Genomic DNA, 19819 nt, shown 5'->3' with positions numbered 1-19819 from the left:
CGATGGCCGTGATCGGAGCGGGCCCCGCCGGGTGGTTCGCGTGGCTGGACCGGCCCGGCGACCAGGGCGTCTTCTACGTCCGGGCGCTGCTGTGGACGCCGCGCGCCGTCCACCGCTACCGCAGGGAGGTGCAGCGGCTGCTCTCCGAGGTCGCGTTCGGCAGCGGCGGCCTCGGCGTGATCGGCGGGACGATCGGCGTGATGGTCGCGATGACCCTCGCGACCGGCGTCGTCGTCGGCATGCAGGGCTACTCGGCCCTCCAGCAGATCGGGACCTCGGCGTTCACCGGGTTCGCGTCCGCCTACATCAACACCCGCGAGATCGCCCCGGTGGTGTCGGGCCTGGCGCTGTCGGCGACGGTCGGCGCGGGGTTCACCGCGCAGCTCGGCGCCATGCGCATCAGCGACGAGGTGGACGCCCTGGAGGTCATGGGCATCCCGTCGCTGCCGTACCTGGTGACGACGCGGATCGTCGCGGGCGCCGTCGCGATCGTCCCGCTGTACGCCGTCGGCCTGCTGTGCGCCTACCTGGCGTCCCGGGAGGTCACGGTGGTGTTCAACGGGCAGTCGGCGGGCACCTACGACCACTACTTCCGGCTGTTCCTGGCGCCGGCGGACGTCGTCCTGTCGTTCCTCAAGGTGCTGGTGTTCAGCGTCCTGGTGATCCTGTCGCACTGCTACTACGGCTACCGCGCGGCCGGGGGACCGGCCGGGGTGGGGCGCGCCGTCGGCCGCGCGGTCCGCACGTCCATCGTCCTGATCAGCGTCAGCGACTTCTTCTTCAGCCTCGCGCTCTGGGGCGCCGGCACGACGGTGAAGGTGGCCGGGTGAACGCCCGCGGCGGGGTCCTCGGCCGGCGGCTCGCGGGGGTGGCGTTCCTGCTGGTGCCGGTGCTGCTGGTCTGGCTGTCGGTCGCCGTCTACGGCAAGAAGTTCACCGACGTCGCCTGGGTGACGCTGCGGACGGCGAGCGCGGGCAGCGAGATGCGCCCGCACGCGGACGTGAAGCTGCGCGGCGTGGTCGTCGGCGAGGTCCGCGAGATCTCCTCGGACGGCGGCGTCGCGACGCTCCGGCTGGCGATCCGGCCGGACAAGGTGCGGCTGCTGCCGCGCAACGTGTCGGCCCAGCTCCTGCCGACGACGCTGTTCGGGGCGCGGTTCGTCGCGCTCGTCCCGCCCGCGCGGCCGTCCCCCGAACGGCTCACCGGCGGGAGCGTCATCAGCCAGGATCGGTCGGCGAACGCGATCGAGCTCCAGCAGGTGATGGACACCCTGTACCCGCTGCTCACGGCCGTGCGGCCGGCGGAGCTGGCGGCGACGCTCACCGCCGTGTCCCAGGCGCTGGACGGCCGCGGCGCCGACCTCGGCCGGACGATCGCCGAGCTGGACTCCTACCTCAAGAAGATCAACCCGAGCGTGCCGGCCCTCAACCGCGACCTCAGGCTGCTCGTCGAGGTGAGCCGCGACTACACCGAGGCCGCGCCCGACATCCTCCAGGCCCTCCACGACTTCGCCTCCACGAGCCGGTCGCTGGTCGAGCAGCGCGACGACCTCGCGCGGCTGTACGCGTCGGTCACGGACGCCTCCCAGGACCTGGCCCACTTCCTGCACGAGAACTCCGGCAACGTCATCCGGCTGTCGGCGGCGAGCCGCCCGACGCTCGAACTGCTGAGCAGGTACTCGCCCGAGTACCCGTGCACGCTGCGGATGCTGACCGACTTCGTCCCCGTGATGGACAAGGTGCTCGGCAAGGGCACCGACCGGCCCGGCCTGCATGTGGACGTCACGACGCTGCCGTCCAAGGGCCGCTACGTCCCGGGCAGGGACCGTCCGCGCTACACCGACAAGGGCGGCCCGCACTGCTATCCGGTGGGCGGGACCGCCGTCCCGAGGTCGGCGCCGGTCGATGCGGCGACGCCCGTCGCGGTGGCGCCGGGCGCGCTCGGCCTGCCGAACTCGCCCGAGGAGAACCGCCTCGTCAACGAGCTGCTCGCCCCCGGGCTCCAGGAGGTTCCGGAGGCGCTGCCCGACTGGAGCAGCGTCCTCGTCGGGCCCGTCTACCGGGGCACGGAGGTGAGGCTCAAGTGAACCGGACGGCGCGAGGGAAACGGGGCCTGGCGAAGCCGCTGGTCAAGTCGCTGGCCTTCGTCGTGGTGACCGTGGTGGCGACCGCGATGCTCGCCCTCAGCATCACCGGGTCCGGCGGCGGCGACGCCGTCACCTACCGGGCGCGCTTCACCGACGCGTCCGGGCTCCGCGAGGGCGACGGCGTCCGGATCGCGGGCGTCGAGGTCGGCCGGATCGGCGGCATCGAGGTCGTGGACCGCCGCGTCGCGCTGGTCTCGTTCTCCGTCGAGCGCGGGCGCCGGCTGCCCGCCTCGTCCACCGCCACGATCAAGTACCTGAACCTGATCGGGCAGCGGTACGTCGAGCTGGGACGGGGCGCCGGGACCGGCGGGACGCTGCGGCCCGGCGCCACCATCCCCGTCGAGCGGACGGCGCCCGCACTGAACCTGACGCAGCTGTTCAACGGGTTCCAGCCGCTGTTCCAGGCACTGTCGCCGCAGGACGTGAACCGGCTCGCCGGGTCGATCGTGCAGGTGCTCCAGGGCGAGGGCGGGACGGTCGAGGGCCTGCTGTCGGCGGTCGGGTCGCTGACGCGCGGAATCGCCGACAAGGACCAGGTCATCGGGCAGGTCGTCGACAACCTGAACGCCGTCCTCGACACGGTCAACGCGCGCGGCGACCACCTCGGGAACCTGGTCGGGACGCTGCGGCGGCTCGTGTCCGGGCTGGCCGCCGACCGCACGTCGATCGGCGCGGCGATCGGCGCGCTGGACGACCTCGCGAGCACCGCCACCGGCCTGCTGCGCGACGGCCGCGAACCGCTCAGGCGAGACATCGCCCAGCTCGGGCGGCTGTCGCGGAACCTGTCGGACGACTCCCCGAAGGTCGAGTCGTTCCTGCGGCTGCTGCCGGTGAAGATGACCGCGATCGGGCGCATCGCCTCCTACGGGTCGTGGATGAACCTCTACCTCTGCCAGGCCGACCTCGGCGGCGCCGCCTACCGGCAGTACCCGGGCGAGGAGCATCCGCCGCCCACCGGTGTCCCGCTCACGGCCGAAAGGTGCGGCGCATGACGAACAGACGGCACGCCGAAGGCCGGCGGCCTCGGCTGCGGCCCGTCCGGGAGCGGAACCCGGTCGCCGTCGCGGTCGTGTCGCTCACGCTGATCAGCGCGCTGGTCCTGCTGGCGTTCAACGCCGGGGACCTGCCGGTGATCGGCGGCGGCACCCGCTACACCGCCGAGTTCGGCGAGGCCGCCGGGCTGCGTCCCGGCAACGAGGTCCGCGTCGCGGGGGTGAAGGTCGGCGAGGTCACCGGGGTCCGGCTGGACGGCGCGAAGGTCGCCGTCGCGTTCCGGGTGCGCCGCGCCTGGATCGGGGACGCCAGCACCGCCGCCATCGCGATCAAGACGCTGCTCGGCGACAAGTTCCTCGCCCTCGACCCGCTCGGCGCCCGCCCGCAGGACCCGGGCCGCCGCATCCCCCTCGACCGCACGACCTCCCCCTACGACGTGACCAGGGCGTTCGAGGATCTCGCCGGGACGACCGGCCGGATCGACTCCGCCCGGCTCGCCGCGAGCCTCGACGCGATCTCCACGACGTTCGCGGGGACGGCGCCGAGCGTCCGCAGGGCGCTGGACGGCGTCTCCGCGCTGTCGAAGACGATCTCGTCGCGGGACGCCGAGCTCGCGCGGCTGCTGGCGGGCGCCCGGCAGGTCACCGGGACGATGGCGGGCCAGAGCGCGAACGTCGAGGCGCTGCTGCGCGACGGGAACCTGCTGCTCGGCGAGATCCGGCGCCGCCGCGAGGCGATCCACGCGCTGCTCACCGGCACCCAGGCGCTGGCGGAGCAGCTCACCGGGCTCGTCGACGACAACCAGCGGCAGCTCGATCCGACGCTCCGATCGCTCGGCCGCGTCACGGACCTGCTGCGCAGGAACCAGGACGACCTCGACAGGGCGCTGAAGACGGCCGGCCCCTACACGCGGCTCCTCGGCAACACGCTCGGCAACGGGCGCTGGATGGACGGCTACCTGTGCGGGCTCGTCCCGAAGGAGTACGGGGCGAAGGCACCGGATCACGGGTGCATGCCACCCGGGAAGGGAGGTGGGTGATGCTGCGCCGACTGAGCATCCCGCTGGTCGCCGCCGGTCTCGCGGTGGTCGTCGCCGCCGTCGTGCCGGTCGCCCTGCGCGACCCCGGCGGGACCCGGATCACCGTGTACTTCGAGACCGCCGTCGGCGTCTACCAGGGCTCCGACGTGCGGGTCCTCGGCGTGAAGGTCGGCACGGTCGACTCCGTCCGCGCCGAGGGGACCCGGGTCAGGACGGTCATGACCGTCGACCGGGGGGTGGACGTCCCGGCCGGGGCGAAGGCCGTGGCGGTGGCGCCGAGCCTGGTCGCCGACCGGTACGTCCAGCTCACTCCCGCCTACACGTCCGGCCCGAAGATGGCGCCCGGGACGGTGATCCCGGTCGAGCGGACCGCCACGCCGATGGAGCTGGACGCGATCTACGACAGCATCCGCAAGCTGGCCGGCGACCTCGGGCCCCAGGGCCTGAACAAGGACGGCGCGCTGTCGCGGCTCCTCGAAACGGGCGCGGCGAACCTGAGCGGCAACGGGCGCGACATCCGCACGACCACCGAGCGGATGGCGCAGGCGGCCAGGACGCTGTCCGGCTCGCAGAAGGACCTGTTCGCGACGATCCGCGGCCTCCAGACGTTCACGACGACGCTGAAGACGAACGACGGGCAGGTCAGGGAGGCGGAGCGGCAGCTCGCCGACGTCTCCGGCTTCCTCGCCGACGACCGCGAGGAACTGGACGCCGCGCTGCGGGCGCTGGCCCAGGCGCTCGCCCGGGTCAAGGCGTTCGTGCACGACAACCGGCGGCAGATCGCCGGGAACGTCGCGAAGCTCGCCGACATCACGCGGCTGCTGGTGAAGCAGCGCCGGTCGCTGGCGGAGGCCCTGGACGTCCAGCCGCTCAACGCGACCAACGTCCTCAACGCCTACGACCCGGCGACGCGGTCGCTGATGGGGCGGCAGAACCTCGGCGAGCTGGCCCCGCCCCTTCCCGCGGCCGGTCCCCGGAAGGCGGCGCCATGATCCGGAACACCCTCATCCGAAACGCCATGATCCGGCACGCCGTGGGGACGGCCCTCGCCTGCACCGCCCTCGGCGGCTGCGGCTTCTCCGGCGCCGCGGACCTCCCGCTGCCCGGCGGCGCCGACCTCGGCGACCACCCGTACACGGTGCGGGCGCGGTTCGCGAACGTGCTGAACCTCGTCCCGCAGTCGGCGGTGAAGGTCAACGACGTCGCGGTCGGGCGGGTGGTGAAGGTGACGCTGCCCCGGGACGGCTGGGCGGCCGAGGTCACCATGAAGGTCGACGGCGACGTCCGGCTCCCCGCGGACGCCCGCGCCGAACTGCGCCAGTCGAGCCTGCTGGGGGAGAAGTTCGTGCGGCTCGGCGCGGGCCCACCGGGCGGGACCCCGCCCGGCGCGGGGGTGGGCGCGCTGGCGGACGGCGCGGTCATCCCGGAGTCCCGGACGAACCGGAACCCCGAGGTCGAGGAGGTCTTCGGCGCGCTGTCGATGCTGCTGAACGGCGGCGGCATCGCCCAGCTCCGGACGATCACCGTCGAGCTGAACCGGGCGCTCGGCGGCAACGAACCGCGGGTCCGGTCGCTGCTGGAGCAGGCCCGCACGCTCGCCGGCGCCCTGGACGCGAACAGGCAGGGCATCACCGACGCCATCGACGGCCTGAACCGGCTGTCGGCCACGCTGCGCGGCCGCCGGGACCAGATCGGCGTCGCCCTCGACGACATCGAACCCGGCCTCGCGGTGCTGGCCGAGCAGCGCGGGGCGCTCGTCCGGATGCTGCGCTCGCTGGACGACCTGTCGCGCGCGGCGGTCACCACCGTCCGGCGGAGCAGGGACGACATGATCGCCGACCTGCGCGCCCTCGAACCGACGCTGCGCAGGCTCTCCGACGCCGGCCGCGACCTGCCGAACGCGCTGCAGGTCCTGGCGACGTACCCGTTCACCGACGCCGTCCTGCCCGCGGTGAAGGGCGACTACCTGAACGTGTACCTCCAGATCACCGCCCGCCCGGGGACCCGGATCGTCCCGCCGGTCAAGCCCGCCGAGGGGGACTGATGCCGACCGCGTCCGCCAGGGTCAAGAACCTCGTGTTCCTCGTCGCCGGCCTGCTCGCGGTGGGCTACGTCGGCCTCACCTACGCCGGCCTCGGCGGGTACGTCGGCTACCGCGACCACTACGTCGTGCGGGCCGACCTCGCCGAGGCGGGCGGCCTCGCGGAGAACGCCGACGTCACCTACCGGGGCACCTCGGTCGGGCGGGTCGGCGCGCTGCGCCTGACCGGCGACGGCGTGCTCGCCGACCTGAAGATCAAGAAGTCGGCGCCGCGCATCCCCGCGCGCACGCGGGCCGTCGTCGCGAACCGCTCGGCGATCGGCGAGCAGTACATCGACCTGCGCCCGGACACCGGCGCCGGACCGTACCTGGCGGCCGGCTCGGTGATCCCGCGCTCCTCCACGGCGACCCCCGCGCCGGTGACGGACCTGCTCACCAGCGTGAACGCGCTCGCCTCGTCCGTCCCGACCGAGGCGCTGCGGACGGTCGTCGGGGAGCTGGGCCAGGCGTTCGCCGGGCAGGGACCCGACCTCCAGGCCCTCCTGGACGGCACGCGGTCGCTGACCCGCGCCGCGAACGAGAACGCCGGGCCGACCACCTCGCTCATCGGTGACGGCGAGACCGTCCTGCGCACCCAGAACCAGGAGGCCGCGTCGCTGAAGGCGTTCGGCCGCAACGCGCGGCTCCTCTCCGAGCAGCTCCGCGAGTCCGACCCGGCCTTCCGCAGGCTGGTGTCGACCGCGCCGGGAGCGGCGGGCGAGTTCCGGGCGCTGGTGCGCGACCTCGACCCGTCCCTCAGCGTCCTGGTCGCGAACCTGCTGACCACGGCCGATCTGCTGGAACCCCGGGCCGACGGCCTGGAGCAGCTCCTGGTCAAGGCGCCCGCGGCGGTCTCCGCCGGCATGTCGGCCGCCCAGGGCGGCAGGCTCCGCTTCGGGATGGTCACGACGTTCTTCGACCCGCCGGACTGCACGAGCGGCTACGGCGGCACGAAGTACCGCAACGGCCTCGACACCTCGCCCGGCCCGGCGCTCAACACGGCCGCCCGCTGCGCCTCGCCGCCGTCCAGCGGCGTGAACGTGCGCGGCGCGGGCAACGCTCCGCGACGTCCCGTCCCGGCCCCGGCGCGGGCGGGGTCGGTGCTCTCCGCCGGTTCGCCCGCGCTGCCGGGGGCGCTCGCCCTGCCCGGCGTCGAAGACGGCCCCACCGGCATGGGCGGCCTGCTCGGCGTCGAGGGGGCGGGCGAATGACCGCGACCGCACAGGACGCCCGGGGGCGCGGCCGGCTCCTCGCCGGGTGGGCGGCGATCGCGGCGGCCGCCGCGTTCCTCGCCTGGTCGGGCTGGACGGTGTGGCACGACGAACCGGACGCCCGGAGCGGGCCCGAACGCGCGCGGGACGTCGTGCTGCGGAGCGCGCGCGAGCAGATCGCCGCGCTCAACTCGATGGACCCCGCGCGGGTGGACGCCGGGCTGCGCGCCTGGCGGGACGCCTCCACCGGCCCACTGCACGACCAGCTCGCCCGGGACGAACCGCAGAACCGCACCAGGATCGGCCGGTCCCGGACCACCGCCGCGGCCACCGTCACCGGCGCCGCCGTCACCTCGCTCGACGTCCGGGCGGGGAAGGCGAAGGTCATCGCGTCCGTGCAGGTGAAGCTGGCCTCGCAGGGCGGTGCGCCCACGTTGCAGCGCAAGCGTTTCGAGGCCGGGACGGTCCGCACGCCGTCCGGCTGGAGGCTCGAATCGCTCACCGCGATCCCGGTCGGTGCGCGATGAGGCGGCTGCCCAGGCTCCGCGGGCCGTTCGCGGTCGCGCTCGCGCTCGCCGTGCTCGCGCCGGCCCTCCGTCTCGCCGCCGGGCCGGCACGGGACCACGGGCTGGCGGGGGGCGGGAAGACTCCCCGCGACACCGCCGTCCTGGACGACGTGGCCACGACCGAGGTGCTCGGGGACGTGTCCACGGCCCTCGCCCGGGTGTTCAGCTACGCGCCGGACGACCTCGCCGCCACCGAGCGGGCCGCGGGAACGGAGCTGTCCGGCCGGGCGCTGGACGAGTACCGGCGGCTCTTCGCGCAGGTCAGGCGGCAGGCCCCGGCCCAGCGCGTCAGGCTCGCCACCCGCGTCGTGCGCGCCGGGGTCGTCTCGCTGACCGGCGACACCGCCCGGCTCCTGGTCTTCCTCGACCAGACCGCCACGCGCGCCGGCGGGCCGGACGGGACGCCCGCCGCCGCGCAGCTCGCGGTGACCGCGCACCGCGACCGCGGCCACTGGACGATCACCGCTCTCACCTCGGTCTGAGGGGGCTCGCATGGCAGACGGAACCCTGCGGGGGACAGACGACACCCCGCGACGGACGGCGACGGCCCTGCTCGTCCTCGCCGCGCTGTTCGCCGCCTGGGCCGGCCGGTCCTGGTACTCGGCCGCGCACGACGGCGCCCGCGCGTACTCCCGCGCGCGCGACGACGTCCTGGAGGCGGGGGAGCAGGGCGTCCAGAACCTCAACACCCTCGACTACCGCTCCCTCGGGCCCGGCCTGAGGACCTGGCAGGACTCCACCACCGGCGACCTGCACCGGCAGATCGCGCAGGGCCGTCCGGCCTTCGATCGGGAGGTCGCGAAGGCGCGGACGATCACCAGGGCCCGCATCCTGGACGCCGCCGTCGCCGAACTGGACGAGCGGTCCGGCAGGGCCCGGATGCTGGTCGCCGTCGAGATCACCGTGACCCCGCCGGACGGCGACCCGGCCGTCCGGCAGAGCCGCCTCGTCGGCGAGCTGACCAGGACGTCCGGCGGCTGGAAGCTCAGCGGGCTGGGCCAGGCTCCGGCGGAGGGATCCTGACATGGCGGAGCTCGGCCGTACTTCTCTGCGGACCGCCCGGCTCTTGCGGAACACCGCGTGGTGGCGGGCCCGCGCGTCCTCGCCCATCGCTCTCGGCCTCGCCGCCGTCCTGCTCGCCGCCTTCGGCGTGTGGGCGCTCCGGCAGGCCGGCGGCCTGCGGGACGACCCGTCCGCCCGCAACGCCGCGCTCACCGACGGCGCCGCGACCAGCGAGGTCAAGGGCGCCGTCGCCGACATGATCGGCAAGGTGTTCTCCTACGACTACGCCGCCCCCGGCCGGACGTCGCAGGCGGCACGCGCGTCCCTCGCCGGCGACGCCGTCCGCCAGTACGAGGCGATCTTCGGGAAGGTCCGCGAGGACGCCCCGAAGGCGAGGACCGTGCTCAGCACCCGCGTCACCGACAGCGCCGTCACCACCCTGACCGGCGACCGCGCCGCCGTCCTCGTCTTCGCCGACCAGCGGACCACCCGCACCGCCGACGGCGAGAGCACCCACGCGCCCGCCATGCTCACCGTCACCGCCGCCCGCCGCGACGGCCACTGGAAGATCACCGCACTCGACGCCTTCACCGCCGGCTGAGCGGGCTTTGTCGCTCCACTGACAAAAGCCGCCGTGAATCGTTGCGACGCGTGCATGGTGCGCGCACGCTCCGGAGGAGCACACTCGGCCCCTTCGCTCCCCCGACGAAGGCGGTGTGTGATGCCCGACGGCTTCGATTTCGACGTGATCGTGGTGGGCTCCGGGTTCGGCGGCAGCGTGTCGGCCCTGCGGCTGGCGGAGAAGGGCTACCGGGTCGCGGTGGTCGAGGCGGGGCGCCGCTTCGACGAGGGCACGCTGCCCAAGACGTCGTGGCGGCTGCGCAGGTACGTGTGGGCGCCGCGCCTCGGGATGCGGGGGATCCAGCGCGTCCACCTGGTGGGCGGAAAGGCCGGTGTCCTCGTGCTGGCCGGGGCGGGCGTCGGCGGCGGCTCCCTCGTCTACGCGAACACCCTCTACGTCCCGCCGGAACCGTTCTTCAAGGACCGCCAGTGGGGCCACATCACCGACTGGCAGGACGAGCTCGCGCCGTTCTACGACCTGGCCCGCCGCATGCTCGGCGTCACCGTGAACCCGCTCGTCACGCCCGCCGACGAGGCGATGAAGCGCGTCGCCGAGCGGATGGGCGTCGGCGACACCCACCACCCGACGCCGGTCGGCGTGTTCTTCGGCGAGAGGCCCGGCGAGGATGCCGCCGACCCCTACTTCGGCGGCGCGGGCCCCCGCCGCACCACCTGCACCGGCTGCGGCTCCTGCATGATCGGCTGCAAGGTCGGCGCGAAGAACACGCTGACCAAGAACTACCTGTACCTGGCGGAGAAGGCGGGCGTGCGAGTCGTCCCCGACACCAGCGTCACCGCCCTGGCGCCCCGGGAGTCCGGCGGGTACGAGGTGACCGCCGAGCGCACCGGCCCGTTCCGCGGGCGCCGCCGGACGCTGACCGCCGAGCACGTCGTCCTCGCCGCCGGGACGTACGGGACGCAGCGCCTCCTGCACCGCATGCGCGCCGCCGGCCGTCTCCCGCACCTGTCGCCGCGCCTCGGCGAGCTCACCCGCACCAACTCCGAGGCGCTCCTAGGCGTCGAGCGCATGACCGTCTGGCACCGCGCGAAGGACGTGGACCACAGCACGGGCCTCGCCATCACCTCGTCGTTCCACCCGGACGACAAGACCCACATCGAACCCACCCGCTACGGCGCGGGCAACAACGCCATGGGCGTCATCCGGACCCTGCTGGTGGACGGGGACGGCGCGCCCCGCTGGCTGAAGTTCCTCGGCCAGGCCGCCCGGCACCCGACCGTCATCCTGCGCGGCCTGTCCCTCAGGGACTGGGCCAAGCGGACCGTCATCGCGCTGGTCATGCAGACCGCCGACAACTCCATCACCATCGGCGAGGAGCGCGGCCGCCTCGGCCGCCGCAGGCTCGTCGCGCGCCAGGGCGACGGGGAGCCCAACCCCACCTGGATCCCCGTCGCGCACAGGGCCGTCCGGATGCTCGCCGAGGAACTCGACGCCACCCCCGGCGGGACGTGGTTCGACCTGTTCAACATCCCGACGACCGCGCACTTCATCGGCGGCTGCGTCATCGGCGAGACGCCCGAGACCGGCGTCGTCGACCCGTACCACCGCGTCCACGGCCATCCGGGCCTGCACATCGTGGACGGCTCGGCGGTCACCGCGAACCTCGGCGTCAACCCGTCCCTCACCATCACGGCCCAGGCCGAGCGCGCCATGGCGTTCTGGCCGAACCGGGGCCAGAAGGACCCCCGTCCGGAGCCCGGCCGCCCCTACGAGCGCGTCGACCGCGTCCTGCCCGGGAAGCCCGCCGTCCCGCCCACGGCCCCCGCCGCGCTCCGATGACGCCTTGCCATAGTCAGATGATCGATATATAACGATCACATGCCCAAATCCATGCAGGAGCCGACGTTCCTGATCCTCACCGCGCTCGCGGACGGCCCGCAGCACGGCTACGGGATCATGTCCGACGTCGAGCAGATCTCCGCCGGGCGCGCCCGGCTGCGCGCCGGCACGCTCTACGCCGCGCTGGACCGGCTGCAGGCGGAGGGGCTCATCGCCCCCGACCGCGAGGAGGTCGTGGACGGCCGGCTGCGCCGCTACTACCGGCTCACCGAGGACGGCGCCGCCGCGCTGAGCGCCGAGGTCGAGGCGCTCCAGCACCGGACGCGGGTCGCCGCCCGCCGCCTGGCCGCCTTCCCGGACCTGCGCGGCGGCACCACCCCGGCCTTCGGGGGGCTCCGGTGAGCGCGCTCGAACTCCGCTACCGCCGCCTCCTCGCCTGCTACCCGGCCGGACATCGCGCCGAGCACGGGGAGGAGATGCTGGACGTGCTGATGTCCGCGGCCCGCCCGGGGCAGACGCGGCCGTCCCTCGCCGACACCGCCGACCTGCTCCTCGGCGCCGTCCGCATCCGGCTGCGCCGCGCCACGGGCGACGCCACCGGATCGCCGTGGCCGGGAGCGCTCGCCGTGGCCGGCCTCGTCGCGATGATCATGCTGGTGGCCGACGGGGTGCGGTTCGCCGTCAACGTCCCGCACCTGGGCATGGTGTTCGCGGAGCGGGTGGGCGAGGGCGGCTGGCCCATGCTCGCCTCCTACGTCGGCACCGCGCCCTACTGGGCGGCCTGGGCGGTCATCGCGACCCTGGCCTGGCGCGGAGCCCGCCGCCCCGCCACCGTGGCCGCCTGTGCGGTGACCGCCGCGCAGCTGCTCCTCGCGTTGTGGGCCGCGACCTTCACGGAGGCCCCGTACGCCCCCGTGGCGTCCTCGGTGGCGGGCATCCCGTTGGCGCTCGCCCTGCTGGCCACCGCGTCGCTGGTCGCGTCGCCGGGCCCCCGCCACGGCGCTCGCCGGCTCGGCCGCGCCCGTGTCGCCGGTTTGGTCGCCATGGCGGGGGTTCTGGTGGCGCTCTCGTCGCACCCCCTGTTCGCCCTCGTGTTCCAGGAAGACCTCGGCCAGGTGGGCACGCGCGACATCGACCGGTTGGTCACCTTCTCCCAGAAATGGGGCTACGTCCAGTTCGTCGCCGCGCTGGCCATCGGCGTCCTCGTCTGCGCCGACCTGGCGAGGTCCCGCCAGGGGCGCCGGGCCGCCGCACTGCTGGCGATCGCGGGGCTGCCGCTCCTCGTCCGCGTGGGCCTGTTCCACATGGGCTCGTCCGGAGAGCCCCCGGCCCTCACCCATCTCCTCGCCGAGGGCCTGGCCGGCTTCGCCGTGACGATGGTGTGCGTCCGGCTGGCGGAACTGCCCTTGAAGACCGGCGCGCCCGGCCGCGCCGGCGAGGCCTGACGCCCGCCGGGCTACTCCTCGGGGCCGGGCTCCTCGGGTTCGGCCGGCGGCTCCTCCACGGCGCGGCGGGTCGCCTGGTGGACGCGGACGGCCAGGATCGCGCGGGCGAACCGTCCGGCCAGCTCGCCGTCCATCAGCTCGGGGACCTGGTCGACGCCGACCAGGCCTCCGGGCTGGACGGTGACCGCGCCCGTGTCGCCGACCCGCACGCCGCGGCCGTCGTCGAGGTCCTCCATGGACGGGAGGTCGAGCGCGGCGCGCAGGGTGTCCTGCAGCGCCCGCACGGTCGCGGCGTCGCGGTCGATGCGGATCTCGGCGGCGTCCGCGCGCTCCTCGGCCCGGTCGGCCCGCGCCCGCTCGCCGTCGATCCGGGCGTCGGCCGCGTCGGCGAGCTGCTCGGCGCGCTCGGCCCGCGCGGCCAGGTCCGCGGCCCGCTCCGTCGCGGCGTCGCGTTCCACGCTCAGCCCCGCGACCTCGCCCTGCACGACGCTCAGCTCCGCGCGCAGCCGCCGCTCGGTGTCGGCCGCGGCCTCCAGCTTGGCGCGCGCCTCCGCCAGTTCGGCCCGCACGTCCGACAGCTCGGCCCGTACGTCGGCGAGGTCGCTCTTGGCCGCGGCCAGCGCGAGCTGGTCGTTGCTCAGCCGCGCGGCCAGGTCGTCGCGCTCGCGCTCGGCCTCGGTGCGCGCCTGGTGCTCGGTGCTCCACGCCGCCTCGGCGCGCTTGCGGATCCCCTCGGCGTGCGCGGCCTCGTTGGCGGACGTGGCGCGGGCCTGCTGGTGGGCGCCGGCCTCCCTCCACGCGTTGGCCTCGCTCTCCTGCGCGGCCGTGACGCTGGCCTTGGCGGCGGCGAGCCCGGCGGCCAGCTCCTCCTGGGCCGCCACGGCGTCCAGGCGGGCCGCCTCCGCGCGGGCCTCGGCCACGGCCGCGCGGGCGTCCGCCTCGGCGGCCTCGCGCCGCGCGTCCCGCGCCTCGGCGAACGCCTTCTCCGCGGTGCCCAGCACGTCGCGGACCTCGCCGTCCAGCCGCACGCCCAGCACGCCCGCGCTCTCGACGAGCTGCGCGACCAGCCCGGCCAGCCGCTCCACGTCCCGCCCGAACGCGCCCGCCGGCGCGGGAACGGGGCTCGGGGCGCGCTCGGCCGGCTCGTCCGCGGCCACCGGCGCGCCGCCCGGCAACCGGATCGGCGCGGTCAGCACGCCGTCGTCCGGGACCTCTTGATCTTCGCGCACGCGAGCATCCTAGTGAACCACTCCGTTTCGTACCTCCCCCGCGAAAAGGTTCATATCGGTCAGCCGGGGAGGCCCCGCTCGTAGGCGGCCGCGACCGCCGGCGCGCGGTCCCGGCCGGGGGCGGGGGCACAAAGATCTTCAAGCCCGGGAGCCGCCGGTATCGGCAGGCTGGCCGCACGCGGGTGCCGAGAGGCCCCGCGCTTCATACCGGTCAAGTACGTCAGCAGGGGGTTCCCCATGTCCGTTCTCAACGCTCTCGGCGCGGTCATCATCGACTGCTCCGACCACACCGCGCTGGCCGAGTTCTACCGGAAGGCCACCGGCTGGGAGGTCGGCTACGGCGACGACGACGTCGTCTACCTCGACAGCGGGTCCGCGCCGCAGCTGGCGCTCCAGCGGATCGAGGGGTACCGGCCCCCGGTCTGGCCCGGCGCCGCCAAGCACGCGCACCTGGACTTCGCCGTCGCGGACGTCGAGGTCGCGGTGAAGGAACTGCTCGCCCTCGGCGCGACCCGCCCCGACACCCAGCCCGGCGGCGACGAGTGGACCGTGCTCCTGGACCCGGAGGGCCACCCCTTCTGCATCGCCGCCGGCGACTGACCGGCGGGTCGCTAGGCAGGCCGGGGGGACGTGCGGTCGGCGGCGACGATGGCGTCGACCAGGCCCGGGAAGACCTCGTCGATCTCGTCGCTCCGGAGGGCGTTCATCCGGGAGGTGCCGACGTAGTACTGCCGGATGAGCCCCGCCTCGCGCAGGATCCGGAAGTGGTGCGTGGCCGTGGAGTTGCTCACGGGCAGGTCGAAGGCGCCGCAGCGGATGTCCCCGGCGGCCTCGCGGAGCTTCGTGACGATGCTCCGCCGCACGGGGTCGACCAGGGCTTCGAGGATCTGCTGAAGCGGGATCGTCCGGACGTCGGGGTGCGCCGGGATGCGGTCGTCCTCCATGGCGCCCATAGTACGACACTCATCAAAGTTTGACAGTCATCGTACTAAGGGGTTCAGTGGACCGACCTGCTAAGAGGAAGGGCCCCGCGATGGCCATGACGGTGATGTTCCACGAGCTCGGCGGTCCCGAGGTGATGCGGATCGAGGACGTGGAGGTCCGCGAGCCCGGCCCGGGCGAGCTGCGGATCCGGGTGGAGGCGATCGGCCTCAACCGGGCCGAGGTGCTGTTCCGGACCGGCCGCTACATCGAACCGGTGACGGCGTTTCCGGCCAGGCTGGGCACCGAGGCCGCGGGCGTCGTGGAGGCGGTCGGCGAAGGCGTCACCGGGTTCCGGCCAGGGCAGCCGGTCAGCACGGTCCCCGGGTTCTCGCAGAACGAGTACGGCGTCTACGCCGAGCAGGCGATCGTGCCCGCCTCGGCCGTGCTGCACCGTCCCGAAGGGCTCGGCGCGGTCGAGGGGGCGGCGGTGTGGATGCCGTACCTGACGGCCTACGGCGCGCTGGTCGAGGTCGGCGGCATGCGGCCCGGCGACACGGTCGTGCTGAACGCCGCGTCCAGCAGCGTGGGCCTGGCCGCGATCCATGTCGCCGACCGCGTCGGCGCGACCCCGATCGCCCTGACCCGCACCGCCGCCAAGAAGGACGCGCTGCTCAGGGAGGGCGCGGCCGACGTGATCGTCACCGGGGAGGACGACGTGGCCGGACGGGTGCTCGCGGCGACCGGCGGCCGCGGCGCCGAGTTCGTCTTCGACGCCGTCGCGGGCCCCGGAGTGACGGACCTGGCCCGGCTCGTCGCCCCCGGCGGGTCTCTCCTGGTGTACGGGGCGCTGAGCGGCGAGCCGACGCCCTACCCCGGCATCGAGCTCGGCCTGCCGGCGCTGAACATGCGCACCTACACGATGCTGGAGACGGCCAGGGACCCCGAACGCCTCCGCCGCGCCGCCGCCTTCGTGACCTCCGGCCTGCGCTCGGGCGCGTTCCGCCCCGTCGTCGACCGCGCCTTCCCCCTGGCGGAGATCGCCGACGCCCACCGCCACCTGGAGTCGAACACCCAGATCGGCAAGATCGTCGTCACCGTCCCCCGCTGACGCCCCGAGGAGCCCGGAGCGTCGTCCGAGCCGACGCGGCCCTGACGCCCGCGCCAGGCCACGGGTGTCCGGATGTGACAGGACCTCGTCATGGCGGCCATCGCGACCCGCTGCGAGGATAGGGACATGTCCGCTTCGCACCGTGTCGTCATCGCCGTGTTCCCGTGCGTCGATCTTCTCGACGTCACCGGGCCCGCCGAGGTGTTCGCGATCGCGAACCGGGAGCTGTCCGGCGGGACCCCGTACGAGGTGCTGCTCGCCGGGCCGGACGGAGGCCAGGTGCGCACCAGCGCCGGTGTGCGGCTCGCCACCGACCTGACGTTCGAGGAGGTCGGCGACCGTGTCGGCACCCTCGTGGTGCCCGGCGCGCTCGACTCCGCCGGCGTGCCGGTGGTCGATCCGGATCTCGTCGGATGGATCGCGGAGACCGCCCGGCACGCCCGGCGGGTCGCGTCGGTCTGCGTCGGCGCGCACCTGCTGGCCGCGGCGGGGCTGCTGGCGGGCCGGACGGCGACCACGCACTGGGCCACCGCCGACCGGCTGGCGGCCGACCACCCGGATGTCGTCGTGGACCCCGATCCGATCTACGTCCGGTCGGGGAAGGTGTGGACGGGCGCGGGAATCAGCGCCTGCATGGACCTGGCGCTCGCCCTCGTCGCCGAGGACCATGGCGAACGGGTCGCGCTGGCGGTCGCCCGGCAGCTGGTGATGTATCTCAAGCGCCCAGGCGGGCAGAGCCAGTTCAGTGTGCCGCTCTGGCACGCGCCCGCGCAGCGCCGTGACATCGACGAGCTGCGAGCGTGGATCTGCGCGAACCCGGCCGAGGACCTGTCGGCGGCCGCGCTCGCCGAGCGGATGTGCCTGAGCGAACGGCACTTCAGCCGGGTCTTCCGCAAGGAGACCGGCGCCACCCCCGCCGCGTTCGTCGAAGCGGCGCGCGTGGAGGCGGCGCGGCGGTTGCTGGAGGGCACCGACGAGCCGCTCGACCGGGTCGCCACCGCCGCCGGGCTGGGGTCGGCGGAAACACTGCACCGGGCGTTCCGGCGGCGCCTTGGCGCGACTCCGGCGTCCTACCGGCGGCGGTTCCGCACCGCCGCCTGACCTTTCCCCTGTTTCCCGGCCCCGCGCGGCCGGTGCCCAACCCTGCCTTTCCCTTTCTCGAGGAGGATGCGATGAGTGCTGTTTCGGCGACCCTGCGTGAGCTGATGGGCCTGGACGGCGGACTGCCGTCCCTGGCCGCGAGCACGCTGATCATGATCGACTTCCAGAACACCTACCGCACGGGCGTGATGGCGCTGCCCGACGCCGACCGGGCGCTGGACGCGGCGGCGCGGCTGCTGGACCGTGCCCGCGCCGCCGGGACGCCGGTGGTGCATGTCGTCAACGACGGCGGTGAGGGCGGCCCCTACGACATCCGCGCCGAGATCGGCCAGGTCGTGGAGCGGGTCGTGCCCCGTGACGGTGAGCCGGTCGTGGTGAAGGGCTTCCCTGACTCCTTCCACGAGACGGACCTGCTGGACGTGCTGCGCGGGGCCGATGCGGGGCCGGACCTGGTGCTGGCGGGCTTCATGACGCACATGTGCGTGCAGTCCACCGCGCAGGGCGCGTTCAACCGCGGTTACCGGCCGACCGTCGTCGCGGAGGCGAGCGCCACCCGGCCCTTGCCCGGCCCGGACGGAGCGCCGGTCCCGGCGGAGGTGCTGCACGCGGCGGCCCTGACCACGATCGGCGACCTGTTCGGCCGGGTCGCGGCGCGCGTGGACGACCTGCCCGCCTGAGGTCAGGCGTCCGCGCCCGCGCCGTCCTGGCCGCCCCGGCGCTGCCGCGCGGACCAGGCGCCGGCGTCCTCGCTGTAGCGGACCAGGAACCGCGCGAACTGGACGCGTTCGGCCGGCTCCCAGCCCGCCGTGATGTCCTCGAAGGTCGCGCGCTGCTCGGAGGCGAAGCGGCGGCGCTCGGCCTCTCCGGCGTCCGTGAGTTCCAGGACGGTGCGGCGGCTGTCCGCCTGGGACGCGGCCCGCCGCAGCAGCCCGTCGGCGATGCAGGCGGCGACGGTGCGGCTGGCGACGGGCTGGGTGACCCCCATCTCGGCGGCGAGCCCGCCGACCGTCATCTCCCCGGGCGCGTTCGCGACCACGTTGAGGACGAGGTTGCGCGTGAGGTCCGCGCGCCCGCCGGAGGTGCGCCGCCGCAGGTGCGACAGCGCGGGCCCGATCTGGTCGAGGAGGGCGCTGCCGTCGGTTCCCGGGTCCCGGGGGGCGTTGTCCATGCGGCCATCCTACGGAGTGGTGCCCGGCATGCATATACATGACGTCATGCATTTGCATAGCAGGTGCTATATATTGGCGGTGCACCCTAAGGATCGAGGTAAGCCATGCCCGTGACCGCTGTCACCGGCGCCCAGGTCTTCGACGGCGAGAACACCCTGGGCGTGACCACCGTGCTCGTCGAGGACGGGCGGATCGCCCGCGTCGGCGGCGACGTCCCGGAGGGCGCCGAGATCGTCGACGGCGCCGGGGCGACGCTCCTGCCGGGCCTGATCGACGCCCACGTCCACACGTCCCGGGAGTCGCTCGCCCTGGCGCTGCGCTTCGGCGTGACGACCGAGCTGGAGATGCAGGGCCTCCACACGCGCGACAACCGCGGGGACATCGGCGAGAACGACGCCCTCGCCGATGTGCGGTCCTCCGGGTTCGGCATCACGCCGCCGGGCGGCCACCCGAGCGAGCTGTTCCCGGAGGGCTTCCGCCCCGGGCCGCCCCCGGGCGTGAAGCCGCCCGGGCAGCCGCCGCTCATCCCGTTCTCCACCACGCCGGAGGAGGCCGTCGCGTTCATCCCGCAGCTGATCGAACGCGGCTCCGACTACATCAAGTTCATGGTCGACGACGGCAGCGTCGAGGGGCACCCCGGCCTTCCGATGCTCGACCAGGCCACCCTGAACGCCGGCGTGGCCGAGGCCAAGAGGCGCGGGATGCTCACCGTCGCCCACACCCTGACCCTGGACGCCACCCGCATGGCCGTCGAGGCGGGCATCGACGGCCTGGCCCACCTGTTCATGGACCGGCCCCCCACCGGCGAGATCATCGACCTGATCAAGGATGCGGGGGTGTTCGTCGTCCCCTGCGTCGTCCTGAACGCCTCCATGATGGGGATCACCGGCGGCGACCTCGCCGACGACCCCCGCGTCGCGTCCCGGCTGAGCGCCGACTGGGACACGACGCTGCGCTCCAGCTACGGCCACTATCCGCAGGGCGAGATCGAAGACGTCCTGGCCACCGTCAAGGCCCTCGGCGACGCGGGCGTGGACCTGCTGGCGGGCACCGATGCCGCCATGCCCCTGCCGTTCCTGGGCGGGATCGCCCACGGCGCGAGCCTCCACCACGAACTGCAGTACCTGGTCCGCGCCGGACTCGACCCGGTGCACGCCCTGCGCGCGGCCACCTCCGTCCCCGCACGCCGTTTCGGCCTCGACGACCGCGGACGCATCGCCGAGGGCCTGCGCGCCGACCTCCTCCTCGTCGACGGCGATCCCACCACCGCCGTCTCCGACACCCTCAACACCCGCGCCGTCTGGCGCCGCGGCACCCGGAGAGACCCTGGCATGTGAAGCGACGGCCTCACGGGCATCCTATAAATACACGGACGTCTATATGATTT

22 protein-coding genes are annotated in these 19819 nt (G+C 74.3%); 19 read left to right on the top strand and 3 right to left on the bottom strand.

Features of this window, described 5'->3' with window-relative positions; genetic code table 11:
* Positions 1 to 2: 2 nt before the first annotated feature.
* From ABWI04_RS08530 to ABWI04_RS08465, 14 genes are all read left to right on the top strand, one after another.
* A complete protein-coding gene (locus ABWI04_RS08530; RefSeq protein WP_353831990.1) occupies positions 3 to 830 on the top strand; it encodes an MlaE family ABC transporter permease in 828 nt (275 codons plus the stop codon).
* Positions 827 to 2086: an MCE family protein gene (locus ABWI04_RS08525; protein WP_345177905.1), complete on the top strand. Its 1260-nt coding sequence runs from the start codon at positions 827 to 829 to the stop codon at positions 2084 to 2086. Before ABWI04_RS08530 ends, ABWI04_RS08525 begins: the two co-directional genes overlap by 4 nt.
* Positions 2083 to 3138 (top strand): MCE family protein, encoded by a 1056-nt coding sequence (locus ABWI04_RS08520; RefSeq protein WP_353831989.1) that lies wholly within the window; start codon positions 2083 to 2085, stop codon positions 3136 to 3138. Before ABWI04_RS08525 ends, ABWI04_RS08520 begins: the two co-directional genes overlap by 4 nt.
* Positions 3135 to 4178 (top strand): MCE family protein, encoded by a 1044-nt coding sequence (locus ABWI04_RS08515; RefSeq protein ID WP_353831988.1) that lies wholly within the window; start codon positions 3135 to 3137, stop codon positions 4176 to 4178. The genes ABWI04_RS08520 and ABWI04_RS08515 overlap by 4 nt, the downstream gene beginning before the upstream one ends.
* Positions 4178 to 5170, top strand: a complete 993-nt coding sequence (locus ABWI04_RS08510; protein ID WP_345177910.1) for an MCE family protein — start codon at positions 4178 to 4180, stop codon at positions 5168 to 5170. Before ABWI04_RS08515 ends, ABWI04_RS08510 begins: the two co-directional genes overlap by 1 nt.
* On the top strand, positions 5167 to 6222 hold the full coding sequence (locus ABWI04_RS08505) for an MCE family protein (protein WP_353831987.1): 1056 nt from the start codon (positions 5167 to 5169) through the stop codon (positions 6220 to 6222). The genes ABWI04_RS08510 and ABWI04_RS08505 overlap by 4 nt, the downstream gene beginning before the upstream one ends.
* Positions 6222 to 7469: an MCE family protein gene (locus tag ABWI04_RS08500; RefSeq protein ID WP_353831986.1), complete on the top strand. Its 1248-nt coding sequence runs from the start codon at positions 6222 to 6224 to the stop codon at positions 7467 to 7469. Before ABWI04_RS08505 ends, ABWI04_RS08500 begins: the two co-directional genes overlap by 1 nt.
* A complete protein-coding gene (locus ABWI04_RS08495) occupies positions 7466 to 7996 on the top strand; it encodes a hypothetical protein (protein WP_353831985.1) in 531 nt (176 codons plus the stop codon). The genes ABWI04_RS08500 and ABWI04_RS08495 overlap by 4 nt, the downstream gene beginning before the upstream one ends.
* Positions 7993 to 8517 (top strand): hypothetical protein, encoded by a 525-nt coding sequence (locus tag ABWI04_RS08490; protein ID WP_345177918.1) that lies wholly within the window; start codon positions 7993 to 7995, stop codon positions 8515 to 8517. The genes ABWI04_RS08495 and ABWI04_RS08490 overlap by 4 nt, the downstream gene beginning before the upstream one ends.
* A gap of 10 nt (positions 8518 to 8527) precedes the next feature.
* Positions 8528 to 9058 (top strand): Rv1363c family protein, encoded by a 531-nt coding sequence (locus ABWI04_RS08485; protein WP_353831984.1) that lies wholly within the window; start codon positions 8528 to 8530, stop codon positions 9056 to 9058.
* A gap of 1 nt (position 9059) precedes the next feature.
* A complete protein-coding gene (locus tag ABWI04_RS08480; protein ID WP_353831983.1) occupies positions 9060 to 9638 on the top strand; it encodes a hypothetical protein in 579 nt (192 codons plus the stop codon).
* Positions 9639 to 9758: 120 nt separating this feature from the next.
* Positions 9759 to 11456, top strand: coding sequence for a GMC oxidoreductase (locus ABWI04_RS08475; protein ID WP_353831982.1), 1698 nt, complete (start codon positions 9759 to 9761; stop codon positions 11454 to 11456).
* Between the two features lie 39 nt (positions 11457 to 11495).
* A complete protein-coding gene (locus ABWI04_RS08470) occupies positions 11496 to 11858 on the top strand; it encodes a PadR family transcriptional regulator (RefSeq protein WP_353831981.1) in 363 nt (120 codons plus the stop codon).
* On the top strand, positions 11855 to 12901 hold the full coding sequence (locus ABWI04_RS08465; RefSeq protein WP_353831980.1) for a hypothetical protein: 1047 nt from the start codon (positions 11855 to 11857) through the stop codon (positions 12899 to 12901). Before ABWI04_RS08470 ends, ABWI04_RS08465 begins: the two co-directional genes overlap by 4 nt.
* An 11-nt stretch (positions 12902 to 12912) precedes the next feature.
* Here ABWI04_RS08465 and ABWI04_RS08460 read toward each other — a convergent pair whose 3' ends face one another.
* Positions 12913 to 14130, bottom strand: coding sequence for a coiled-coil domain-containing protein (locus ABWI04_RS08460; protein ID WP_353831979.1), 1218 nt, complete (start codon positions 14128 to 14130; stop codon positions 12913 to 12915).
* A 237-nt stretch (positions 14131 to 14367) separates the two neighbouring features.
* Here ABWI04_RS08460 and ABWI04_RS08455 point away from each other — a divergent pair, with 237 nt between their 5' ends.
* Entirely contained in the window at positions 14368 to 14730 is a 363-nt protein-coding gene (locus ABWI04_RS08455) for a VOC family protein (protein WP_345177930.1), read from the top strand.
* An 11-nt stretch (positions 14731 to 14741) separates the two neighbouring features.
* Here ABWI04_RS08455 and ABWI04_RS08450 read toward each other — a convergent pair whose 3' ends face one another.
* Positions 14742 to 15074: an ArsR/SmtB family transcription factor gene (locus tag ABWI04_RS08450; RefSeq protein ID WP_353831978.1), complete on the bottom strand. Its 333-nt coding sequence runs from the start codon at positions 15072 to 15074 to the stop codon at positions 14742 to 14744.
* A gap of 89 nt (positions 15075 to 15163) precedes the next feature.
* On the opposite strand from ABWI04_RS08450, the gene ABWI04_RS08445 reads away from it, so the two are divergent.
* The 3 genes from ABWI04_RS08445 (at position 15164) to ABWI04_RS08435 (ending at position 17940) form a co-directional block, all read left to right on the top strand.
* On the top strand, positions 15164 to 16162 hold the full coding sequence (locus tag ABWI04_RS08445; protein ID WP_353831977.1) for a zinc-dependent alcohol dehydrogenase family protein: 999 nt from the start codon (positions 15164 to 15166) through the stop codon (positions 16160 to 16162).
* Positions 16163 to 16288: 126 nt separating this feature from the next.
* Positions 16289 to 17263, top strand: coding sequence for a GlxA family transcriptional regulator (locus ABWI04_RS08440; protein ID WP_345177934.1), 975 nt, complete (start codon positions 16289 to 16291; stop codon positions 17261 to 17263).
* Positions 17264 to 17334: 71 nt separating this feature from the next.
* Positions 17335 to 17940 (top strand): isochorismatase family protein, encoded by a 606-nt coding sequence (locus tag ABWI04_RS08435; protein ID WP_353831976.1) that lies wholly within the window; start codon positions 17335 to 17337, stop codon positions 17938 to 17940.
* Positions 17941 to 17942: 2 nt separating this feature from the next.
* On the opposite strand, the gene ABWI04_RS08430 is transcribed toward ABWI04_RS08435, so the two are convergent.
* Positions 17943 to 18431 carry a MarR family winged helix-turn-helix transcriptional regulator gene (locus ABWI04_RS08430; protein ID WP_353831975.1) on the bottom strand — a complete coding sequence of 163 codons (489 nt, stop codon included), beginning with the start codon at positions 18429 to 18431 and terminating at the stop codon, positions 17943 to 17945.
* Positions 18432 to 18536: 105 nt separating this feature from the next.
* On the opposite strand from ABWI04_RS08430, the gene ABWI04_RS08425 reads away from it, so the two are divergent.
* The gene (locus tag ABWI04_RS08425; RefSeq protein ID WP_345177939.1) at positions 18537 to 19769 is read left to right on the top strand and encodes an amidohydrolase family protein; all 1233 of its coding nucleotides are present in this window, start codon (positions 18537 to 18539) and stop codon (positions 19767 to 19769) included.
* Positions 19770 to 19819: the final 50 nt, after the last annotated feature.

The organism is Actinomadura sp. NPDC000929 (assembly GCF_040492065.1).
Lineage (GTDB): Bacteria > Actinomycetota > Actinomycetes > Streptosporangiales > Streptosporangiaceae > Spirillospora > Spirillospora verrucosospora.
This window is presented reverse-complemented; position numbering and strand designations above follow the sequence as displayed.

Coding starts and splice junctions, on each gene's coding strand:
- ABWI04_RS08530 (WP_353831990.1), top strand. CDS start 3: ATGGCCGTGATCGGAGCGGGCCCCGCCGGGTGGTTCGCGTGGCTGGAC.
- ABWI04_RS08515 (WP_353831988.1), top strand. CDS start 3,135: ATGACGAACAGACGGCACGCCGAAGGCCGGCGGCCTCGGCTGCGGCCC.
- ABWI04_RS08510 (WP_345177910.1), top strand. CDS start 4,178: ATGCTGCGCCGACTGAGCATCCCGCTGGTCGCCGCCGGTCTCGCGGTG.
- ABWI04_RS08505 (WP_353831987.1), top strand. CDS start 5,167: ATGATCCGGAACACCCTCATCCGAAACGCCATGATCCGGCACGCCGTG.
- ABWI04_RS08500 (WP_353831986.1), top strand. CDS start 6,222: ATGCCGACCGCGTCCGCCAGGGTCAAGAACCTCGTGTTCCTCGTCGCC.
- ABWI04_RS08495 (WP_353831985.1), top strand. CDS start 7,466: ATGACCGCGACCGCACAGGACGCCCGGGGGCGCGGCCGGCTCCTCGCC.
- ABWI04_RS08490 (WP_345177918.1), top strand. CDS start 7,993: ATGAGGCGGCTGCCCAGGCTCCGCGGGCCGTTCGCGGTCGCGCTCGCG.
- ABWI04_RS08485 (WP_353831984.1), top strand. CDS start 8,528: ATGGCAGACGGAACCCTGCGGGGGACAGACGACACCCCGCGACGGACG.
- ABWI04_RS08480 (WP_353831983.1), top strand. CDS start 9,060: ATGGCGGAGCTCGGCCGTACTTCTCTGCGGACCGCCCGGCTCTTGCGG.
- ABWI04_RS08475 (WP_353831982.1), top strand. CDS start 9,759: ATGCCCGACGGCTTCGATTTCGACGTGATCGTGGTGGGCTCCGGGTTC.
- ABWI04_RS08470 (WP_353831981.1), top strand. CDS start 11,496: ATGCCCAAATCCATGCAGGAGCCGACGTTCCTGATCCTCACCGCGCTC.
- ABWI04_RS08455 (WP_345177930.1), top strand. CDS start 14,368: ATGTCCGTTCTCAACGCTCTCGGCGCGGTCATCATCGACTGCTCCGAC.
- ABWI04_RS08450 (WP_353831978.1), bottom strand. CDS start 15,074: ATGGAGGACGACCGCATCCCGGCGCACCCCGACGTCCGGACGATCCCG.
- ABWI04_RS08445 (WP_353831977.1), top strand. CDS start 15,164: ATGGCCATGACGGTGATGTTCCACGAGCTCGGCGGTCCCGAGGTGATG.
- ABWI04_RS08440 (WP_345177934.1), top strand. CDS start 16,289: ATGTCCGCTTCGCACCGTGTCGTCATCGCCGTGTTCCCGTGCGTCGAT.
- ABWI04_RS08435 (WP_353831976.1), top strand. CDS start 17,335: ATGAGTGCTGTTTCGGCGACCCTGCGTGAGCTGATGGGCCTGGACGGC.
- ABWI04_RS08430 (WP_353831975.1), bottom strand. CDS start 18,431: ATGGACAACGCCCCCCGGGACCCGGGAACCGACGGCAGCGCCCTCCTC.
- ABWI04_RS08425 (WP_345177939.1), top strand. CDS start 18,537: ATGCCCGTGACCGCTGTCACCGGCGCCCAGGTCTTCGACGGCGAGAAC.